General features: G+C 63.0%; 16 protein-coding genes. 8 read left to right on the forward strand and 8 right to left on the reverse strand.

Annotation, left to right across the window (positions count from 1 at the left end):
* Together VEC01_RS02225 and VEC01_RS02230 are read right to left on the reverse strand one after the other, a co-directional pair.
* Positions 1 to 701, reverse strand: a 701-nt coding sequence (locus VEC01_RS02225) for an ABC transporter ATP-binding protein (RefSeq protein WP_324898322.1), incomplete at its 3' end; no start/stop codon positions are given.
* A gap of 1 nt (position 702) precedes the next feature.
* Complete coding sequence (locus VEC01_RS02230; RefSeq protein WP_414691403.1) at positions 703 to 2,628, reverse strand: AMP-binding protein; 1,926 nt, start codon at positions 2,626 to 2,628, stop codon at positions 703 to 705.
* Positions 2,629 to 2,881: 253 nt separating this feature from the next.
* On the opposite strand from VEC01_RS02230, the gene VEC01_RS02235 reads away from it, so the two are divergent.
* The 3 genes from VEC01_RS02235 (at position 2,882) to VEC01_RS02245 (ending at position 4,746) form a co-directional block, all read left to right on the forward strand.
* Positions 2,882 to 3,568, forward strand: a complete 687-nt coding sequence (locus VEC01_RS02235) for a Crp/Fnr family transcriptional regulator (protein ID WP_324898324.1) — start codon at positions 2,882 to 2,884, stop codon at positions 3,566 to 3,568.
* A gap of 32 nt (positions 3,569 to 3,600) precedes the next feature.
* A complete protein-coding gene (locus VEC01_RS02240) occupies positions 3,601 to 4,344 on the forward strand; it encodes an MgtC/SapB family protein (protein WP_324898326.1) in 744 nt (247 codons plus the stop codon).
* Between the two features lie 201 nt (positions 4,345 to 4,545).
* Positions 4,546 to 4,746, forward strand: coding sequence for a dodecin family protein (locus VEC01_RS02245; RefSeq protein WP_324898328.1), 201 nt, complete (start codon positions 4,546 to 4,548; stop codon positions 4,744 to 4,746).
* A gap of 44 nt (positions 4,747 to 4,790) precedes the next feature.
* Here VEC01_RS02245 and VEC01_RS02250 read toward each other — a convergent pair whose 3' ends face one another.
* Entirely contained in the window at positions 4,791 to 5,390 is a 600-nt protein-coding gene (locus VEC01_RS02250; protein WP_324898330.1) for a type 1 glutamine amidotransferase domain-containing protein, read from the reverse strand.
* A 292-nt stretch (positions 5,391 to 5,682) separates the two neighbouring features.
* Between VEC01_RS02250 and lon the strand changes: the two genes are divergently transcribed.
* Entirely contained in the window at positions 5,683 to 8,106 is a 2,424-nt protein-coding gene (lon, locus tag VEC01_RS02255; RefSeq protein ID WP_324898332.1) for an endopeptidase La, read from the forward strand.
* On the forward strand, positions 8,103 to 8,450 hold the full coding sequence (locus VEC01_RS02260) for a hypothetical protein (RefSeq protein ID WP_324898334.1): 348 nt from the start codon (positions 8,103 to 8,105) through the stop codon (positions 8,448 to 8,450). The genes lon and VEC01_RS02260 overlap by 4 nt, the downstream gene beginning before the upstream one ends.
* 1 nt (position 8,451) lies before the next feature.
* On the opposite strand, the gene VEC01_RS02265 is transcribed toward VEC01_RS02260, so the two are convergent.
* Positions 8,452 to 9,216: a phytanoyl-CoA dioxygenase family protein gene (locus VEC01_RS02265; RefSeq protein WP_324898336.1), complete on the reverse strand. Its 765-nt coding sequence runs from the start codon at positions 9,214 to 9,216 to the stop codon at positions 8,452 to 8,454.
* Positions 9,217 to 9,500: 284 nt separating this feature from the next.
* Between VEC01_RS02265 and VEC01_RS02270 the strand changes: the two genes are divergently transcribed.
* From VEC01_RS02270 to VEC01_RS02280, 3 genes are all read left to right on the forward strand, one after another.
* Complete coding sequence (locus VEC01_RS02270; protein ID WP_324898338.1) at positions 9,501 to 10,964, forward strand: ATPase domain-containing protein; 1,464 nt, start codon at positions 9,501 to 9,503, stop codon at positions 10,962 to 10,964.
* A 57-nt stretch (positions 10,965 to 11,021) separates the two neighbouring features.
* Positions 11,022 to 11,381: a response regulator gene (locus VEC01_RS02275; protein WP_324898340.1), complete on the forward strand. Its 360-nt coding sequence runs from the start codon at positions 11,022 to 11,024 to the stop codon at positions 11,379 to 11,381.
* Positions 11,382 to 11,582: 201 nt separating this feature from the next.
* Positions 11,583 to 11,855 (forward strand): nickel-binding protein, encoded by a 273-nt coding sequence (locus tag VEC01_RS02280; RefSeq protein WP_324898342.1) that lies wholly within the window; start codon positions 11,583 to 11,585, stop codon positions 11,853 to 11,855.
* A 111-nt stretch (positions 11,856 to 11,966) separates the two neighbouring features.
* Here the strand turns inward: VEC01_RS02280 and VEC01_RS02285 are convergent, their stop codons facing one another.
* The 4 genes from VEC01_RS02285 to VEC01_RS02300 form a co-directional block, all read right to left on the reverse strand.
* On the reverse strand, positions 11,967 to 12,956 hold the full coding sequence (locus VEC01_RS02285; protein ID WP_324898344.1) for a DUF3618 domain-containing protein: 990 nt from the start codon (positions 12,954 to 12,956) through the stop codon (positions 11,967 to 11,969).
* Positions 12,956 to 13,357, reverse strand: coding sequence for a phage holin family protein (locus VEC01_RS02290; protein ID WP_324898346.1), 402 nt, complete (start codon positions 13,355 to 13,357; stop codon positions 12,956 to 12,958). The genes VEC01_RS02285 and VEC01_RS02290 overlap by 1 nt, the downstream gene beginning before the upstream one ends.
* Positions 13,354 to 14,169 carry a hypothetical protein gene (locus tag VEC01_RS02295; RefSeq protein WP_324898348.1) on the reverse strand — a complete coding sequence of 272 codons (816 nt, stop codon included), beginning with the start codon at positions 14,167 to 14,169 and terminating at the stop codon, positions 13,354 to 13,356. Before VEC01_RS02295 ends, VEC01_RS02290 begins: the two co-directional genes overlap by 4 nt.
* A 259-nt stretch (positions 14,170 to 14,428) precedes the next feature.
* Positions 14,429 to 15,523 (reverse strand): HAMP domain-containing sensor histidine kinase, encoded by a 1,095-nt coding sequence (locus tag VEC01_RS02300; protein ID WP_324898350.1) that lies wholly within the window; start codon positions 15,521 to 15,523, stop codon positions 14,429 to 14,431.
* Positions 15,524 to 15,871 lie beyond the last annotated feature (348 nt).

Consider the following 15,871-nt stretch of genomic DNA (forward strand, 5'->3'; position numbering starts at 1 on the left):
TCCAGCACGACGACGCGGTCGGAAATATCCATCACCACGCCCATGTCATGCTCGATCAGCACGATGGTGGTGCCGAACTGGTCGTTGACGTCGAGGATGAAGCGGCACATGTCCTGCTTTTCTTCCACGTTCATGCCGGCCATCGGTTCGTCGAGCAGCAGGATTTCCGGCTCGGCGGCCAGAGCCCGGCCGAGTTCGACGCGCTTTTGCAAACCGTAAGGCAGCCGGCTTACAGGAGTCTTGCGGATGTGCTGGATTTCGAGGAAGTCGATGATTTCTTCCACCTTGCGGCGGTGTTCGATCTCTTCCTTCTGCGCCGGGCCCCAGTACAGCGCCTGCATCAGGAAGTTGGTCTGCATCTTGAGGTTGCGGCCGGTCATGATGTTGTCCAGCACCGACATCCCCTTGAACAGCGCGATGTTCTGGAAGGTGCGCGCGATGCCGCTCTTGGCCGCCGCATAGGTGTCCATGTCCTTGCGGTGCTGGCCGCGATACACGATCTCGCCCTGCTGCGGCCGGTACACGCCGTTGATCACATTGAGCATCGAGCTCTTGCCGGCGCCGTTGGGGCCGATGATCGCGCGGATTTCGTGCTCGCGCACGTTGAAGGAAATGTCGGTCAGCGCCTTGACGCCGCCGAAGGACAGCGAAATGTTCTGCAGGTCCAGGATCACGTCGCCGATTTTGCGGTTCTCGTTCATGTCAGGCGGCCTTCTTCAGTGCGTCGTAGGTCTTCACGTCGACGATGCGCAGGTCGGCGGCGACCGTGCCCTTGCGGCCGTCCTCGAACTTGACCTGGGTTTCAATGTATTGCGATGTCTTGCCCGAATACAGCGCGTCGATCAGCACCTTGTACTTCTCGGCGATGAAGCGGCGGCGTACCTTGCGGGTGCGGGTCAGCTCGTCGTCGTCCGGGTCGAGTTCCTTGTGCAGAACCAGGAAACGGTGGATCTGGGTGCCCGACATCAGCGCTTCGCTGGCGAGGTCGGTATTGACCTTTTCCACGCATTCGGCGATCAGGTCGTAGGTTTCGCGCTTGGCGGCCAGGTCGGTGTAGCCGGCATACGCGATGCCGCGCCGTTCGGCCCAGTTGCCGACCGCTTCCATGTCGATGTTGATGAAGGCGCATACCATGTCGCGCTCGTTGCCGAAGGCCACCGCTTCCTTGATGAAGGGGAAGAACTTCAGCTTGTTCTCGATGTAGTTCGGCGCGAAGATGTCGCCGCTGTTCATCTTGCCGACGTCGGCCGCGCGGTCGATGATCTTCAGGTGGCCTTCCTCGTCGAAGATGCCGGCGTCGCCGGTGTGGAAGTAGCCGTCGCTGTCGATGACTTCCGCCGTCGCGTCCGGACGCTTGTAGTATTCCTTGAGCATCGCGGCCGATCTCACCAGCACTTCGCCGTTCTCGGCCAGCTTCACCTCGACGCCCGGCGCCGGCAGGCCGACGCTGTCGAACTTGATGTTGCCGTCGGGCTGCAGGCAGACATAGGCGCAGGTTTCGGTCGCGCCGTACAGCTGCTTCAGGTTCACGCCGATCGAACGGTAGAAGCGGAACAGGTCGGGGCCGATCGCCGCGCCGGCGGTATAGGCAACGCGCACGCGCGTCAGGCCGAGCACGTTCTTCAGCGGGCCATAGACCAGGATGTTGCCGATTGCATAACTGATGCGATCCGTGAGGCCGACCGGCTTGCGGTCGAGGATGTCGGAGCCGACCCGGCGCGCGACCTCCATGAAGTGATGGAACATCTTGCGCTTCAATGCGCTCGCGTCTTCCATGCGGATCATCACCGTGGTCAGCATGTTCTCGAACACGCGCGGCGGCGCGAAGTAATAGGTGGGGCCGATTTCCCGCATGTCGGTCATCACGGTGTCGCCCGATTCCGGGCAGTTCACGGTGAAGCCCGCGACCAGCTGCTGCGCGAAGGAGAACAGGTGGTCGCCCACCCAGGCCATCGGCAGGTAGGACAGGATGTCGTCGTCCGGATTGAGCTTGTCGAAGGCGACGCCGCCCTGCGCAGCGGCGAGGAAGGAGCCGTGCGTCTGGCACACGCCCTTCGGCTTGCCGGTGGTGCCCGAGGTGTACAGCATCACGGCGGTATCGTCCGTCCTGCCGGCATTGACCTCGTTCATGAAGAAATCGGGATGCGATTTGTCGAAGGCGCGGCCGAGCTCCTGCACTTTCTCGAACGAGGCCAGCTCCTGCTGCTTGTAGTGGCGCATGCCTCGCGGATCGTCGTAGATGATGTGCGAGATAAGAGAATTGCGCCGGTCCAGGTTCTGCTTGATCTCGAACAGCTTGTCGACCTGCTCCTGGTCTTCGACCACCGCGAAATCGATCTCGGCATCGTCCAGCACGTAGGCCATGTCGGCCGCCGGCGCATCCTGGTACAGCGGCACGGCGACGCCGCCCAGGCATTGTGCCGCGGCCATCGCCCAGTACAGGCGCGGACGGTTGTCGCCGATGATTGCCAGGTTCATGCCGCGCTTGAAGCCCATCGCGGCCAGGCCGCAGGCCAGGGCGCGCACCTCGTCGGCCACCTGCGACCAGTTCCAGGTCTGCCAGATGCCGAGGTCCTTCTCGCGGAAGGCCGGCTTGCCGGGGCGCGCTTGCGCGTGCTGCAGAAGCATGCGGGGGAACGTCTGTCCGCCCGTCTTGTTTGTCTCTACCATCATCCCACTCTCTCAACAGGTTCTAATCGCCGTGAAGGGATCGGAGCGCCTGCGTGGGCGTGCAAGCCTTCATGCTTGGGGGAAGCATGAACTTGGGCTTACAATGTCTCCGTTATTTTGTAGTCAGGATACTAGACGCTGCGATTTTCAGGCGCTGTCATCTGACTGACAATTCTCCTCCAATTCAAATATTTCGTTGGTGCGCCGCACAATGAGTCTCGAGAAGCCCGATTTCAAAGAGGTACTGCGCCAGACCATCTGGGCCAAGGGCCTTGAGCCGGAGCAGATGGCGCGCGTGGAAGCGGACACGGTCGAGCAATTCGTTCCCAAAGGGGGATTCATCTGCCGCAAGGGCGAGATGGTGGACGCCTGGATCGGCATTATCGACGGGCTGGCCAAGATCAACAACCTTTCGCCCGAAGGGAAATCGGTGACCTTCACCGGCATCGCGTCGGGCAGCTGGTTCGGCGAAGGCACGCTGCTCAAGCAGGAAGCGCGCAAGTATGATGTGGTCGCGCTGCGCGACAGCCGTATCGCGCGCATGCCCGCCAAGACTTTCATGTGGTTGCTCGATAATAGCCTGCCGTTTACGCGGTTTCTCTTGATGCAGCTCAATGAACGGCTCGGCCAGTTCATCGGCATGGTCGAATTCGACCGCTTGCTCGACGTCGATACCCGCGTCGCGCGCTGTCTCGCGGCGCTGTTCAACAGCCACCTCTACCCCGGCACCGACACCCTGCTGCAGATCTCGCAGGAGGAAATCGGCTACCTGTCCGGCGCCTCGCGCCAGCGCGCCAACCAGGCATTGCAGGTTTTGGAAAAGGAAGGCCTGCTCAAGGTCGATTACGGCGGCATCCAGATCCTGGATCTGGACGGGCTGCGGCGGTTCCGCGCCTGATCCGGGCTGTCGGATAGAAAAGGAATTTGAAGATGCTTTCGCAGGAAGCGTTGCGCGCGTTCTGGACCGGCCCGGTGCTGGAGAGTAATGTCATTGTGTTCTTCACCATCGTCGGCGCGCTCGCGCTCGGCCTGCTGGTGGGTTACGAGCGTTTCTACCATGGCCGCGCGGCCGGGATGCGTACCTATGGCCTGGTGTGCATGGCGTCCGCGGCGCTGACCGTGATCGCCGGTTATCCGGCCGAATGGTTCGGCGGCCAGACGGTGCTCCATCCGGGAGCCGACCCGACGCGCATCATCCAGGGCATCGTCACCGGCATCGGTTTCCTCGGCGCCGGCGTGATCATGAAGGAAGGCTTCAACATCAGCGGCCTGACGACGGCGGCCTCCATCTGGGCCGCGTCCGTAACCGGGGTGCTGGTAGGAATCGGCTTCTACCTGGCGGCGATCCTGCTTGCGCTGATGTCGGCATTCTGCATGGTATCGGTGCCGCGGCTGTCGGCCCGCCTGCCGTCACGCCAGGCAATTGCGATCTCGCTGCGCTTCGCGCCCGGCCACGCGCCCGACGAGGAAGCGGTGCGCGGCAGGATGTTGAAGAACGGCTACGAGATGGCGCCCGGCACCGTCGTCATCGCGATGCGCGAGGGCGGGATGGAATGGCAGTTCGTCGCGGTGGCACTGAATCGCGACAGCGGTGCGCGCATCAGCGTGCTGTCGCGCGAGATGGCCGCGTTCGACGGCATCGACAGCTTCCAGATTTCGCACGCGCGGAACTAGGGCCTGCGGGCGGAAGCCGCGAGCCGTTCCTCATTTCAATTTTCCCGGCCCAGCACGGCCCGATGCGCGCCGGTGTTCCGGACCAGGCACGCGCGGCGCACCGTGCGCACGATTGATCCGGCTCAGCCTGTCGCGCCGCCCGCTTCCTATCATCTCCAGACAGCAGCCCGCACCCGGGCCACCAAGCCGAAGGAGTTTGCCATGTCCATCATGAAAGTCATCGAAGTGCTGGCCGAGTCGCCGAAAAGCTGGGAGGACGCGGTGACCGCCGCAGTCGTGAAGACGAGCGAATCCGTGCACGGGATCCGCTCCATCTATATCAAGGAATTCGAAGCGCAGGTCGACAACAACAAGGTGGTCAACTGGCGCATCAATGCGAAGGTGACCTTCGAGGTGGATTAGGGCCTTGTCTGGGAGCACTCCCCAACCCCGGTTAACGCCAGGCCCTAGCTCGATGCGCCGAGTCCCGGGCGTTCGGCCTGGGCACCCGGGCTGGCGTTCATGCGCAAGGAAAAGCTTTCGACCATCTTCTGGTTGAAGGCCGGAATGTCGTCCGGCTGGCGGCTGGTGACGAGGTTGCCATCGACGACGACTTCCTGGTCCACCCAGTTGCCGCCTGCACTGCGGATATCGTCCTGGATCGACGGCCAGCTGGTCAGCGTGCGCCCTTCCGCCAGCCCCGCCGACGCGAGCAGCCACGAACCGTGGCAGATCGCCGCGATCGGTTTGCGCTCCTGATCGATATGCTGCAGGAAGCGCTGTGCCGCCTCGATGTTGCGGATGCGGTCGCCGTTGACCTTGCCGCCCGGGAGCAGGACCGCGTCAAAGTCCATCGGGTCGGCTTCGTCGAAGGTCGTATCGACAGTGAACTCGTCGGCCGGCTGGTCGTGGTGGAAACCCCGCACCTTGCCTCGCTGCAGCGAAATGATCTTGATCATCGCACCGTGCTGTTCCAGCGTTGTGCGCGGCTCGGTGAATTCGACCTGCTCGAAGCCGTCGGTCAGCAGGACGGCGACATGCAGGCCGGGGAGGGTCTGGTCGTCCATGACGTTTTCCTTTCTTGGATTAAATGGTGTCTTGCCAAGTTCGACTTGAACGCTTCCCGTTAAGTTCTTCTTGCTGCCTGACATTGGACCGTCCGCGTCGACGACATGCGGCATCGCCGAATTTCGCCAAATCACGCGGAACGGGCGCCATTTTCGGAAAAAATAATCATGGCAAGCGGTGTGCAGCGGCAGGAACAGTCGTCGCGTCGGACCTGTCCAACGCGGTAAATCAGATCTTGCCCTCGCGGCACCCGCTTGAGACGACGGCGCACGGAGAAAGGGAAGTTCGCTTATGAAGACCGAGAACGATCCGCTGCGCGGCATCGACCTTGCAAGCGACGAACCAGTCTTCGACAGCTTCCGGGCGGCAGCGCCGCCGCTGCCGGAATTGCCGGCAGATGCGGTCGTCCTCATTCCCCTGCGCTACCTCGTGCTGTTTCCCGGCATGATCGCGCCGATCAACCTCGGCCGCGACTGCTCGATCGCCGCCGCGCAGGAAGCGGTGCGCAGCAACCGGCCGGTCGGCCTGCTGCTGCAGCATGACTCCGATGTCGAAGCGCCGGAACCGGAACAGCTTTACAGCACCGGCACCGTCGCCTCGGTGCTGCGTTACATCAACGGCCAGGATGGCGTGAACTATCTCGTCTGCCAGGGCGAGCGGCGCTTCCGGGTGCTCGAATTCATCACCGGCTATCCCTTCCACGCCGCGCGGGTGCAAGAGGTCGAGGATGCGGAAGAGCAGAGCGCCGACATCCAGGCGCGCTTCCTCCAGCTGAAAGAACGGGCGGCGGAAGTCATCAGCCTGCTGCCGCAGGCGCCGAGCGAGCTGGCGAGCGCCGCCGAGAACGTCCATTCCGCATCGGCGCTGGCCGATTTCGTCGCCGGCCTGATCGACCTGCCGTTGCAGCAGAAACAGGACGTGCTGGAAACCATCGACTTGCAGCAGCGCATTGACAAGGTACTTTCGATGCTGGTGCGGCGCATCGAGGTGCTGCGCCTGTCGAACGAGATCAACGAACAGACCAAGGAACGCATCGACGACCGCCAGCGGGAATTCCTGCTGCGCGAGCAGCTCAAGACCATCCAGCGCGAACTGGGCGAGGCCGAAGGCGGCGCCGGCGAGGTGCGCGAACTGGCCGACGCGATCGCGCAGGCGCGCATGCCGCAAGAGGTGGAGGCGCACGCGCGCAAGGAATTGCAGCGCCTGGAGCGGATGCAGGAAGCTTCCGCCGAATATTCGATGCTGTGCACCTGGCTGGAATGGATGAGCGAATTGCCGTGGCATACGCTGATCGAAGATCGCATCGACATCGGCGAGGCGCGCCGCATCCTCGACGAAGATCATTTCGGCTTGGCCAAGGTCAAGCGCCGCATCCTGGAATACCTCGCGGTGCGCAAGCTCAAGCCGGACGGCAAGAGCCCGATCCTGTGCTTTGTCGGGCCGCCCGGTGTCGGCAAGACCTCGCTCGGACACAGCATCGCGCGCGCGACCGGCCGCAAGTTCGTGCGCGTGAGCTTGGGCGGCGTGCACGACGAAGCCGAGATCCGCGGCCACCGCCGCACCTACGTGGGAGCCTTGCCCGGCAACATCATTCAGGCAATCCGCAAGGCCGGCGCGCGCAACTGCGTGATGATGCTCGACGAGATGGACAAGCTGGCCGCCGGCATCCAGGGGGATCCGTCGGCCGCGCTGCTGGAAGTGCTCGATCCGGAACAGAACAGCGGCTTTCGCGACAACTACCTCGGCCAGCCCTTCGACCTGTCGAAAGTGATGTTCATCGGCACCGCCAACGTGCTCGACGCCATCCCCGCGCCGCTGCTCGACCGCATGGAAGTGCTGCAGCTGCCCGGCTACACCGAGGAAGAGAAGATGCAGATCGCGCGCCGCTATCTGGTCGGACGCCAGCTCGAGGCGGACGGCCTGACGGAACGGCAGTGCCGGCTGGACGAGGCCGGGCTGCGCGCGATCATCCGCGACTACACGCGCGAAGCCGGCGTGCGCAACCTCGAGCGCGAGATCGGCAACGTGTTCCGCCATGCGGCGATGTGCATCGCGGAAGGCACCGCGCAGCAGATCCAGGTCGGCGCGCCCGACCTGGCGGCGATCCTCGGACCTCGCAAGTTCGAAAGCGAGCTCGCGCTGCGCACCGGCCTGCCGGGAATCGCAACCGGGCTGGCATGGACGCCGGCCGGCGGCGACATCCTGTTCATCGAGGCAAGCAAGACGAGCGGCAACGGCAAGCTGATCCTTACCGGACAGCTGGGCGACGTGATGAAGGAAAGCGCGCAGGCCGCGCTGACGCTGGTGAAGGCGCATTGCGATGAACTGTGTATCAATGCGGATGTCTTCGACAGGAACGACATCCACATCCACGTGCCGGCCGGCGCGATGCCCAAGGACGGTCCGAGCGCGGGCGTGGCGATCTATGTCGCGCTGGCCTCGCTGGTGCGCGGCAAGCCGGTGCGCAACGACTGCGCGATGACCGGCGAGATCAGCCTGCGCGGCCTGGTGCTGCCGGTGGGCGGCATCAAGGAAAAGGTATTGGCGGCAATGCGTGCCGGGATACGGGTAGTGATGCTGCCGGAGCGCAACCGCAAGGAACTCGACGACATTCCTGAAGAGGCGCGCATGGCGCTGCATTTCGTCTGGCTGGAAACGGTTGACGACGCGCTGCGCGAGGCGATCGGCAACGTGATCATTGGAGATATCGCATGAACAAGGAACTTGACAGGGTCAGGCAGAACGCAGACGACGCCCTCGTCACGCGCGAGGAGCGCTTGCCGCAGTTTCCCTCGCCCTGGTCGGTGCCGTCCGGCTTCTTCACCTTCCGTTATACGTCCACCGAAATCTATTCGGAGGGCGGCAACCTGCATGTGAAAATGCGCGAGATGCGCTACGAGGACGGCAGGCTGAAATCGGAAGAATGCGAAGGCACGCTGGACCGCCAGGCATACCAGCAGATGGTGAGCGAGGCGCAAGGCTACTTTCTGAACCAGATGGCCGGGATGGCGCGGCTCCTGTTCGCGCCATTCTTGCGCGGAGGCCGCTACGACGAGTAGCTCAGCCGAGCGCAACCTCGCCCGCCGCCGCCGAGCGCGATCCCGGCAGCGGCGGATTGCTGGCGGCGCGATAGGCGAAGACCGCCGAATGCTTCACCTTGTCCGTGGCGTTCCTGCCGGCCGCATGGAACAGCCCGCTGTGGAAAAACACCACATCCCCCTGCTGCAATGCCAGCACCCGGCCCTCTTCGAACAGCGGCTGGTTCCTTTCCGCGTCCGGCCGCAGGAAATCCAGCTCGTCGAGCTGGTCGCGGCCGATGTCGAGCCGGTGCGAACCGGGAATCACATGCAGCGCACCGTTGTCGGCGGATTCGACGCCCAGCGCCAGCCAGACCGCGACCAGGTCGTTGCGGGAAAACGACCAGTAGCGGATGTCGCGATGCCAGCCGGTGGCGGTGCCGAAGTGAGGGTGCTTGGTCATCACGCAGTTGTGGTGGGCCAGCGTCAGCACCACTGCCTCGCCGAACAGCTGCTGCAGCCAGCCGACCACACGCGCATCTTCCGCCCAGGCGCGAAAGCATGCATGGCGCTGGTAGGCATCGCGCAGGCGGCGGATCGTGCGTCCGCCGGGCGCGCCGCGTGACGGCGGTGCGCCGGCATAACCAAGGTCGGCTTCGTACTCGACCGGGCCGACCTCCTCCCGCAGGTGCGCGCGGACGACGTCCAGCATCGTTTCGCAATCCGGCGGCGTTGCCAGTGCCCGGAATACCAGGTAGCCATCGCGGTGGAATTGGGCGATTTGCGCGGCGGATAGCGGTGTGTGCATTCGTTGTTTCCTCCTCCCGTACATGATTATCGCATCCGGTGCGGTGTCGGCCGTTCTGCTGGCAGGCTTCTTGCGACGCTTTACGAAGCCTGCGTGCGGCCGTAAGTACGGGTGTCGGGCATTCCATCCCCGCAGCGCGCGAGCTTCTTTTTCTGCCGCACCTCATTTAGTCCGCGATGCTTGGTGAACTTTGCGCAGTACTGTAATTTCAACAATCTGTCCCTGCCAGGACAAGCCGTCGCAAATCCTGGAAGCGTTCACCGGATTTCTTCTCGAGCCCATTCATGAGCCAATCGCATCAGCACAAGACCGTTTCCAGCGCCGGCAACCCGCTCTTGTCCACGGGGATACCGGGCTTTGATGCGATCCTGGGCGGCGGTTTTCCCGTCCACCACCTTTACCTGATCCAGGGGTTGGCCGGCAGCGGCAAGACGACGCTTGCATGCCAGATCGGCTTCAATCACGCGCGGCAAGGCAGGAAGGTACTGATCCTCACGCTGATCGCCGAGTCGCACGCAAAGCTGCTCCAGCATCTTGCGAACTTCAGCTTCTTCGATATGTCGCTGCTCGACCGGCAGGTGAAGTTTTTCGGCGGCTATGCCGCGCTGGCGCAGGGCGGATTGCGCGAGCTGCTGAACTTTATTTCCGCCTGCCTGAACGAGCACCAGCCGGAAATCATGATCGTCGACGGCTTCCGCTCCGTGCGGGATTACGGTCCGACGGACCTCGCGTTGTCGGAATTCATGCATTCCCTGAATGCGCTGGCGGCTGCCATGGGCTGCACGACCTTCCTGTTATCACCGATCGAAGGCAACATCGCGGAGTCCGAAAATACCCTGGTCGACGGCCTGGTGGAACTCAGCCAGTATGAAGACGGGGTGCGCACGGTGCGGGAGATACGGGTGTACAAGCTCCGCGGCGGCAACCATTTTCTCGGCAAGCATGCATTCGAAGTGGGGGGCAATGGCATCGTGGTCTATCCGCGCCTGGAGGCGATCGCCACGCGCACCAACATTGCTTCGCCGGCATCGGACAGGCTGGTGAGTTTCGGCATTCCGTCCTGGGACAGGCTGACCGGCGGCGGGATCATGCACGGATCGATCACCAGCCTGGTCGGCAGTCCCGGCGTAGGCAAGACCATCATGGGCCTGCATTTCATCGAGCAAGGGCTGCGCGACAATGAAACCTGCCTGATACTCGGCTTTTTCGAGTCGCCGCCACGCCTGCTGCAAAAGGGAAGGAAGGTCGGCATGGATCTTTCCACAGCGATGCAGGATGGCAGGTTGGAAATGATGTGGCACCTGCCGCTGGAAGTGTTGATGGACCGGCTGGCAACCGACCTGCTGGATAACATCGACAGGCGCAAGGTGACGCGGCTGCTGATCGACGGTATCGAAGGCTTTCATGACATCGCGGTGCATACCCAGCGCATCAAACCTTTCCTGATCGCACTGGTGAACGAGCTGCGCGCCCGCAACGTGACGACCTTTATCACGCAGGAGCTTCCGTACTTCAAGGAATCGTTCGCCAGGGCGGATTCGACGGAGTCTGTGCTGTACGAAAACGTCATGCTGCTGCGGACGGTGGAGATCGACGGCGCGAACCGGCGCCTGATCTCGGTGATGAAACTGCGTGAGAGCGGTTACGATCCGGCTCACCATGTGATGACGATTTCCGACAAAGGAATTGTGGTTGAACAACCGGTTTCGGAGATGAAAGCGGCCACTGCGCGGACAAACGGCTTGTAACCAGGTATGCCGAACGACAGCGCAGCGGTTGCCGATGGACGTGCAATTGAAAACAAGATGAAAATCATCCTGATCGTGGATGACGAAGTCGACGTGACGTCGACCTACGCGATGCTGCTTCAGCTGCATGGCTTCCGGACGCTGACCGCCGCCAATGGCCGCCAGGCGCTCGAGGTCATGGCTGCGACGCCGCCTGACATCGTGCTGTCGGACTGCATGATGCCGCTAATGGACGGCATCGAATTGTCGCGTCGATTGCGCGGCGATCCGCGCACTGCCGCCATTCCGATCATCCTGATGAGTGCCGCGCCCGAGCGGCACGCATTGTCACGCGCCGGATACGATGTATTCCTGCAAAAGCCGGTTCGCTTCCAGGAGCTGCTTGCCGCGATCGAGCGGCTGCTGCCACGGCGCTGAAGCCGCCGCCGGCGTTTCCTTTCCTGAGGATCGCGAACCGTCAAGGCGACTGCAGGACGTGGCGGGCATGCGCACCCCGCATGACCGCTGTTTTTTCAATCGCGAGCCGCATTTCCTTGTGCCAGCGCAAACCGCCCGGCGTCGCATGAACAAGTATGAGAGCGGGACAAGGGGACTGATTGAGCGTGACTGGAGGCAGCGATGACCACTTATGCCGTACAAAGAAGTCTTCCCGGGATAACGATGGAGCAGCTCGCCGCGGCGCAGGCGGCCGCGATCGAGGCGAGCAAGGAAGCGTCCGAGCAGGGTTCGCCGGTGACCTACATCCGAAGCAATTTCTATCCCGCCGACCAGCGGTGCACCTGCCTGTTCGAGGCGGACAGCAAGGAATCGGTAGAGAAAGTGAACCGGGCCGCGTCGATTCCATTCGACCGCGTCGAGGAAGTGCTCGACATTCCGCCCATGCAGCACTGATCTGTTGCGGCGATGGCAACGCCGGACAGCATCCGATAAGCGCGATCCCGCCGGCACCGGCCTGCCCTTGCGAGGGCAGGCCGCTCTTTGTACCGGCCCGTGCCGGGATCCTCAGTGGATGCTCGACGAGCCCGAAGTGCCGCCGAACTGCGAGCCGCCCGTGCCCGCAGCGGTGGTCGACGCCGCGCCCTGATCCTGGCCTTGGCGCTGCATCGCGCCGGTCGACACGTCGTCCGCCACGCGCTGGCCTTCCTGCTTGGCGGTATCGGCAATGCGTTGCGCCGACTGCTTCAGTGTCTCGGCCTGTTCGCGTGCCGTTTCCTTCGCGCGCTCGAGCAGGTCGTCACGCACCCCGCCCATCATCTCGTTCTCGCGGCGCGTGGTCGGGAAGGCGGCACCGAGCGCGGCACCGACAGCCAGGCCGACGGCGCCGAGGACGAAGGGTTGCTCGTCGACCATCTCGCCGACGCGATTTCTCATGCGCTCGACCTGCACTTGAGAGCGTCTCCCCATCTCACTCATGCGCGCCTGCGCACTGCCTGCCGTTTCCCCCAGCCGCGCGCGCGCACTCTGGCTTGCCTGCTGCACCCGTCCGGTGACCGACGATGCAGTGTCGCTCAGCTTCTGTCCGACGTTGCTCGCCGTTTCCTTGACACCCTGGGTGGCATCGCTGGTCTTCGACGCCATCCGCTGCATCAGTCCGGGATCCGACTCGCCGGCGCCATAGTCGCGCGCCGCGAGATACTCGCGATCGTCGATCCCCTCATAGCCGGTGTCATACGCGCCCAGGGCAGAGCGGCGCATCGGACGGGCGCTGCGCTGATAGCCGCCGGCCCCGCCTGACTGGCGCCCGGACGCCATCAACCAGGCAATGCCGATGCCGATCAGGGCGACAGGAATGGGATTGTCACGTACCGAATTGACGAGGTTCATGCTGAATGCTCCTGGCGTAGTAGACAGTGCGTAGTCGACGGCTTGATCCATCATTTCGCTCGGCGACAATTTGTGTTGAATGGCGTCAATGGTGGAGCTGAAGTCGGCGCGGGTGCGCGCGATGTCGCTCTCGATTTCTTCCGGGCTGCGGTTGTCGGTATCTTTCATCAGAGCTTCTCCTGTGCGACGAGCTTATCCCGCTTGAGCGAGTCCATGGTCTTGTGCGGCATGAGTTTGTCCGCCGACAGCTTCGCGGCTCCTCCCTTGAGCAGCACATAGCCGATACCGATGATGGCAAGACCGACGATCAGCGGTGCAAGCCAGGGAGCCACGCTCTCCGGAAGAATCATTTCGACGCCGCGCACGACGGCAAGCAGAAGAATGAACAGACCCGCAAGAAGAATGGCCGCGCCGACCGCGACGGAAATCAGCGCCGCCTGGATATCGGCCATCTTGCTCGACATCTCGGCACGCGCCAGTGCGATCTCCTGGCGCACCAGGTCGACCATGTCGCGCGTCAGGTCGGTAAACAGCTCGCCCAGGGACTTGTCTGTCTTGTCAATCATCATAGTCGGTTTCCTCCGAGGTTCGACCCGTTCAGCCCTCCTGTTGCCACGCCGGCGCCGCCGGAAGCCGTCCCGGGCGTGCCGTCGGCGCCCACCGCGGTCGACGTCGGCGTGCCGGTGGTGCCGGTGGTGCCGGTGGTGCCGGTGGTATACGAGCCGGTGTCACCCGTCATGCCCATGCCCATGCCGCGTTGCTGGCCGCTCCAATCGCTGCGCTCATATTGCTGTTGCGATGAGCTCTTCAGGAAGCGGGCGAGCAGAAAGCCGGCGACGACGCTGCCAACCAGCAAAGTCGTGGGCGAGCGGCGCGCAAGACCCTGAGCATCCCGCAGCAGCGTATCCAGGTCTTTGTTACGCAGGCGGCCGCCCAGCGATTCGAGCTGGTCGGCGATCATTTGCACGTAGCGCGCGGTCTGGTCCTGTCCCTCGCCCTGCAGGTTGCTGGCGGTATTTCGGATGGCATGGGCAACACTGCCGACCTGGCCCAGCGCCGACTCCTTTTGCTGCTCGAACAGCGAGCGCCCCTTTTCCTTTGCGCGGCCGGCGATGTCGCCCGCATACTGCCTGGCGCTGGCCGCCATCCCCGCGCCGCTTTCATTCGAGACAGCGCCCGTCTGTCCGGTCACGCCGCCCGCCCCGGCGGTGCGGAAGCCGTCGCCGCCAGTGCCAGTGCCGGCCCCGGTCATCGATCCGGTGCTGCTGCCCGTCAGCGAGGTGCCAGCCGGGCGCGCCATGTCATCTCGAAGATGCTCGGTCGGCCCGGGTTCCATTCCGCTTGCAATCGGCTTACTACGATCCTTGTTCTCGTCTGCCATGCTGTACCTCCTCGTGGATTCAATCGGGTTTGACTACTTGCCTACACGTGCGGTGTAGTGCGCACCTCATTCGATGTTCTTTTTGCAAAAAGATTCAGTTTCGGCACGGTTCTCGTCACGGAATGCAAGAAGCTTGCACCTCGGCACCCGTAGTGCGGGAGGATGAAGGCCTTGCCGTTGGTAAAGGAGGCGTGCGGGTTTGAAAGGAGCTTTTTGCCTGTTGAACATTTCTGTCCGGTGCACGCCGTCAGGCCGGGGTTCAGCCGTGCTCCAGTGTGGGCGCATCCCGGAACGGACGGCAGTCGACGGGGATGTCGATGGTGAACGTCGTGCCTCGTTCTTCCGCGCTGTCGATATCGATGCTGCCGCCGTGGCTTTCGGTGACGCCGCGCACCAGCGACAACCCGATTCCCCAACCCTGCTGGTCGCCGTCTTTGGCTGCCTGTGCCCGCCGGAAAACCTGAAACACCGTTTCCAATTGTTCCGGAGGAATCGGATTGCCTTCGTTATGCACGGAGAGCTGGATTCTTTCGTGGTAGCTTGCGAGGGCGATGCGGATGGGCGTAGCGGGCGCGCCGTACTTCACCGCATTGCTTATCAGGTTTTCCAGTGCGCGCTTGATCGCATTGCGGTCCCACCACCCGCTCACCGGAATACTGTGGATCTCGAAACGGGGACCGTGGATTTCGACGGATTGCTCGCCGACCTCCTTCACGATCTCGCCCATGTCGAAATGCGACGGGTGAATTGGCAGGCGTTCGCCGTGCTGGAATATGACGGTATCGAGCAACTCCTGGATCATCTGGTCGATGCGCGCGAGGTTTTCGGCGATCTTGCCGGCAAAGCCGTTTATTTTGTCGCGGTCTGGTGTATGCAGGATCAATTGCGTGGTCGAGCTGGCGATGGCCAGCGGATTTCGCAAATCATGCGCAAGCGTGGCAACGAACTGCTCGCGGAAAGCGGCCTGGGCCAGCGTGAATCCGGTCGCCGCTTCCCTGATGCATGCATCGATCGCGGAACCGATCATCTGCATGTCGTCGCCGCTGATGGGCACGTTGTTCTTTTTCAGCACATCGACGATGGTTGATCTCAGGACCTGGTATTCGCCGATGACGGCCTCCGCCTGGTAATTCGTCAGGCGCGCGCGTTCCCCGCCGTGCTCCAGTGCCACGGAAGGGGTGGCGACGGCGGCGCTGGTCCTCGGGTAGCCGGGTGTCAGCGATTCGGCAAGATTGCGGTATAGCGCGGGAAGCGTATCAATCAGAATCGGATGAGACAACGCTCCGGCTTCCTTGATCGAGGCGCGGACTTGTTTTTCCCACTCGGCCAGGACCTCGTCTTCAAGTTCAAGCATGGCCCGGCTGATTGCGGAAGGGCGGTCGGGACCGGCAGTCTGGTCGCTTGCCAAAGTCATCTTCTTTCCCCTGCTGCGTAGGACGCGTGAGGAATAGACAAGCTGCCATGGCCTGCGTTCTCTGCCGCCGTGTTGCTTTTTGTCCTGTCCCGCATGCGTTTCTCATCCCAGTGAATATTTGGCGGATGGAAACAGGAAGGAAGCGAAAATCGCGGGAAACGGTCTCCTCGTTCTAATTCATACTGAATGCATCGCCGCGCCGCGCCGCGCCGCGGCTTGGCTTCCTGCACCGCGAACGGCGATGCAGGCTGCAACACCGCTGGCGGAAGTGACGTGGCGCGATTCAAT

It is taken from the genome of Noviherbaspirillum sp. (assembly GCF_035627455.1).
GTDB lineage: Bacteria > Pseudomonadota > Gammaproteobacteria > Burkholderiales > Burkholderiaceae_D > Noviherbaspirillum.

Excerpts from the sequence above, each read along its gene's own strand:
- VEC01_RS02230 (WP_414691403.1), bottom strand. The coding sequence starts at position 2,628 with ATGCTTCTGCAGCACGCGCAAGCGCGCCCCGGCAAGCCGGCCTTCCGC.
- VEC01_RS02235 (WP_324898324.1), top strand. The coding sequence starts at position 2,882 with ATGAGTCTCGAGAAGCCCGATTTCAAAGAGGTACTGCGCCAGACCATC.
- VEC01_RS02240 (WP_324898326.1), top strand. The coding sequence starts at position 3,601 with ATGCTTTCGCAGGAAGCGTTGCGCGCGTTCTGGACCGGCCCGGTGCTG.
- VEC01_RS02245 (WP_324898328.1), top strand. The coding sequence starts at position 4,546 with ATGTCCATCATGAAAGTCATCGAAGTGCTGGCCGAGTCGCCGAAAAGC.
- VEC01_RS02250 (WP_324898330.1), bottom strand. The coding sequence starts at position 5,390 with ATGGACGACCAGACCCTCCCCGGCCTGCATGTCGCCGTCCTGCTGACC.
- lon (WP_324898332.1), top strand. The coding sequence starts at position 5,683 with ATGAAGACCGAGAACGATCCGCTGCGCGGCATCGACCTTGCAAGCGAC.
- VEC01_RS02260 (WP_324898334.1), top strand. The coding sequence starts at position 8,103 with ATGAACAAGGAACTTGACAGGGTCAGGCAGAACGCAGACGACGCCCTC.
- VEC01_RS02265 (WP_324898336.1), bottom strand. The coding sequence starts at position 9,216 with ATGCACACACCGCTATCCGCCGCGCAAATCGCCCAATTCCACCGCGAT.
- VEC01_RS02270 (WP_324898338.1), top strand. The coding sequence starts at position 9,501 with ATGAGCCAATCGCATCAGCACAAGACCGTTTCCAGCGCCGGCAACCCG.
- VEC01_RS02275 (WP_324898340.1), top strand. The coding sequence starts at position 11,022 with ATGAAAATCATCCTGATCGTGGATGACGAAGTCGACGTGACGTCGACC.
- VEC01_RS02280 (WP_324898342.1), top strand. The coding sequence starts at position 11,583 with ATGACCACTTATGCCGTACAAAGAAGTCTTCCCGGGATAACGATGGAG.
- VEC01_RS02285 (WP_324898344.1), bottom strand. The coding sequence starts at position 12,956 with ATGAAAGATACCGACAACCGCAGCCCGGAAGAAATCGAGAGCGACATC.
- VEC01_RS02290 (WP_324898346.1), bottom strand. The coding sequence starts at position 13,357 with ATGATGATTGACAAGACAGACAAGTCCCTGGGCGAGCTGTTTACCGAC.
- VEC01_RS02295 (WP_324898348.1), bottom strand. The coding sequence starts at position 14,169 with ATGGCAGACGAGAACAAGGATCGTAGTAAGCCGATTGCAAGCGGAATG.
- VEC01_RS02300 (WP_324898350.1), bottom strand. The coding sequence starts at position 15,523 with ATGCTTGAACTTGAAGACGAGGTCCTGGCCGAGTGGGAAAAACAAGTC.